The sequence below is a fragment of the Mesorhizobium sp. M7A.F.Ca.AU.002.02.1.1 genome, assembly GCF_003998535.1.
GTDB lineage: Bacteria > Pseudomonadota > Alphaproteobacteria > Rhizobiales > Rhizobiaceae > Mesorhizobium > Mesorhizobium ciceri.
On record NZ_RZPB01000882.1, the window covers coordinates 1 to 2,237 of the forward strand.

At 62.1% G+C, this 2,237-nt stretch carries 3 protein-coding genes; 1 reads left to right on the forward strand and 2 read right to left on the reverse strand.

Going from position 1 to position 2,237, the window contains the following annotated elements; all coding sequences use genetic code 11:
* Together EN879_RS32785 and EN879_RS32790 are read right to left on the reverse strand one after the other, a co-directional pair.
* On the reverse strand, positions 1-613 hold a 613-nt coding region (locus tag EN879_RS32785; RefSeq protein ID WP_206521050.1), incomplete at its 3' end, for an alpha/beta hydrolase.
* A 79-nt stretch (positions 614-692) separates the two neighbouring features.
* Positions 693-1,514 carry an SDR family oxidoreductase gene (locus EN879_RS32790; RefSeq protein ID WP_024505081.1) on the reverse strand — a complete coding sequence of 274 codons (822 nt, stop codon included), beginning with the start codon at positions 1,512-1,514 and terminating at the stop codon, positions 693-695.
* A 227-nt stretch (positions 1,515-1,741) separates the two neighbouring features.
* Between EN879_RS32790 and EN879_RS32795 the strand changes: the two genes are divergently transcribed.
* A partial coding sequence (locus tag EN879_RS32795; RefSeq protein ID WP_127274552.1) for a pyridoxal-phosphate dependent enzyme occupies positions 1,742-2,237 on the forward strand: 496 nt, incomplete at its 3' end.

Sequence of the window (2,237 nt, forward strand, 5' to 3'; positions counted from 1 at the left end):
GCCTGGCGATTTGTTTGCCCCACGGCATGGTCAGGATCTCGGCGCCCGAAGTCTTGACGCCGAAGTTCGGGGAGATGAACGCAATCGCCGCCACCCCGTCCGACGCACCGGGCTGCGTTGCCGCCCAGACCGCCAGCGAGCCGCCGGTCGAAGTCGAGATGACGATCACCTTGTCGCCGATCGCCCGGCCGATGGCGAGCGCCTCCTCATAGTCGTTGATCCAGGCATTGATGCTGCCTTGCGTCATCGCCGCGCCATCCTGCCCATGACCGGTAAGCCGTGTGTAGAAGAGATTGGCGTCAAGCTGTTCCGCCACTTCGTCAGGCAGCGGGCGGACCTCGCCCTTCGATGCGGAAAAGCCGTGGATGTAGACGATCGATAGCGGGGTCCTGGCATGCACCAACGGATCGGCCCAGACGATCTCCTTCTCCAGCCCGTCTCGGATTCCGGGGATGGCGGCTTCCGCCTTTGCCACATAGGCCTGCGGATCGTCGCCGATGAGCGAGGGATCGAAACGGATCGTGGTGTCGACGCGAACGCGCGGGCCGAACACGAAGGCCAGTGCGAGAACGGCAATAAGGCCCAGCACAGCAAGCACGATCCGTCGCCCCATCGCAGACTCCACGCGGCACTTGTCTCAACCATGGCGACGGCGGCCCGAAAACGGGGAGCCTGCCAATTTCGCAGGCGTCCTATTCGATCGGCGGCTTGCGGTCGTAATGCAGAGGCCGCGCCTTCCAACTGGTCATCAGGCTGATAAACCCTCTGCACAGCGGCCTCGGCAGCAGGGCGAGCAGTTTCAGCGGCCAGCTTGTCCGGCGCGGGAAATGGACTTCGAAACCGCCCGACTTGATGCCTCGCGCCATGCGGCGCGATGCGCGGCTGACCGGCATCAGTCCCGGCATCGGCAGCATGTTCTTCTCGGTCAGCGGGGTGTCGATGAAGCCTGGGTTGAACACCTGGATACGCACGTTCATCTTGTCGAAATCATACTTCAGCGACTCGGCCAGGATGTTGATGGCCGCCTTGGTGCCGCCATAGGCGGCCGTTGTCGGCCAGCCGAAATAGGATGTCACGGAGCCGACCAGCACGACATGGCCGCGCGCCCGCACACGCATGCGTTCGACCGCAGGCACGAGGCCGTTGATGATGCCGAAATAATTGACCTCGAAGGACCGGCGAAAGTCGTTGACGACAAGATTCTCCCCCGGCGTCGAAATGTAATTCCCAGCATTGAAGATGGCGAGCACGATGGGACCGAGCTCCTTCTCGATCGCGGCGACGGTTCTTGCCATGCGCGGCTCGTCGGTGACGTCGCAGGGAAAGGCCGTGACGCTGCCCGGCATCTGCGCGGTCTCGACGACAAGCGTGTCGATCGGATCGTCGTCGAGCGCCGTCACCGCGACGGCATAGCCCTGGGAAGCAAGATCCCTGGCCAAGGCACGGCCGATGCCGCTCGATCCGCCCGTGATCCAGGCGACGCCGTGCTTCGGGTTGGCCCGGTAGAGTGTCATGCTGCGCCCTGTCGACTTGTTGGTGCTTTGCTCTAGCGATGAAGAAATCGAATGAAAAGCTGCTTTTCAACGTCAGCCGGAAAATGAGCTGTGGCGCAAGAGGTCGGTTTCGGGAAGCGCTGACGCAATTACAGTACCGCAAATGCGACTGGACCAGACAAATTCTTGCCTTGAAACTGCAGCTTCGGGTTTCTAGGGTTTCGGCGCACCTACACAAGGAATCCTGAATGCCCCGTTCTGTGATCGACGCGATCGGCAAAACGCCTTTGATCCGCCTCAACAAAGCTTCGGAACAAACCGGTTGCGAGATCCTGGGCAAGGCCGAATTCATGAATCCGGGCCAGTCGGTCAAGGATCGCGCCGGCCTGTTCATCATCCGCGATGCCGAGCAGCGTGGGCTGCTGAGACCCGGCGGTGTCGTCGTCGAGGGAACGGCGGGCAACACCGGCATCGGGCTGACGCTGGTCGCCAAGGCGCTCGGCTATCGCACCGTCATCGTCATTCCCGACACACAGAGCCAGGAGAAGAAGGACACGATCAAGCTGCTCGGTGCCGAACTGATCGAAGTGCCTGCCGTGCCCTACAAGAACCCCAACAATTATGTGAAACTGTCGGGGCGGCTGGCCGAGCAACTGGCGCGGACCGAGCCGAACGGCGCCATCTGGGCCAACCAGTTCGACAATGTTGCCAACCGTGACGGCCATATCCGCACCGCAGCAGAGG

Coding starts and splice junctions, on each gene's coding strand:
- EN879_RS32790 (WP_024505081.1), bottom strand. CDS start 1,514: ATGACACTCTACCGGGCCAACCCGAAGCACGGCGTCGCCTGGATCACG.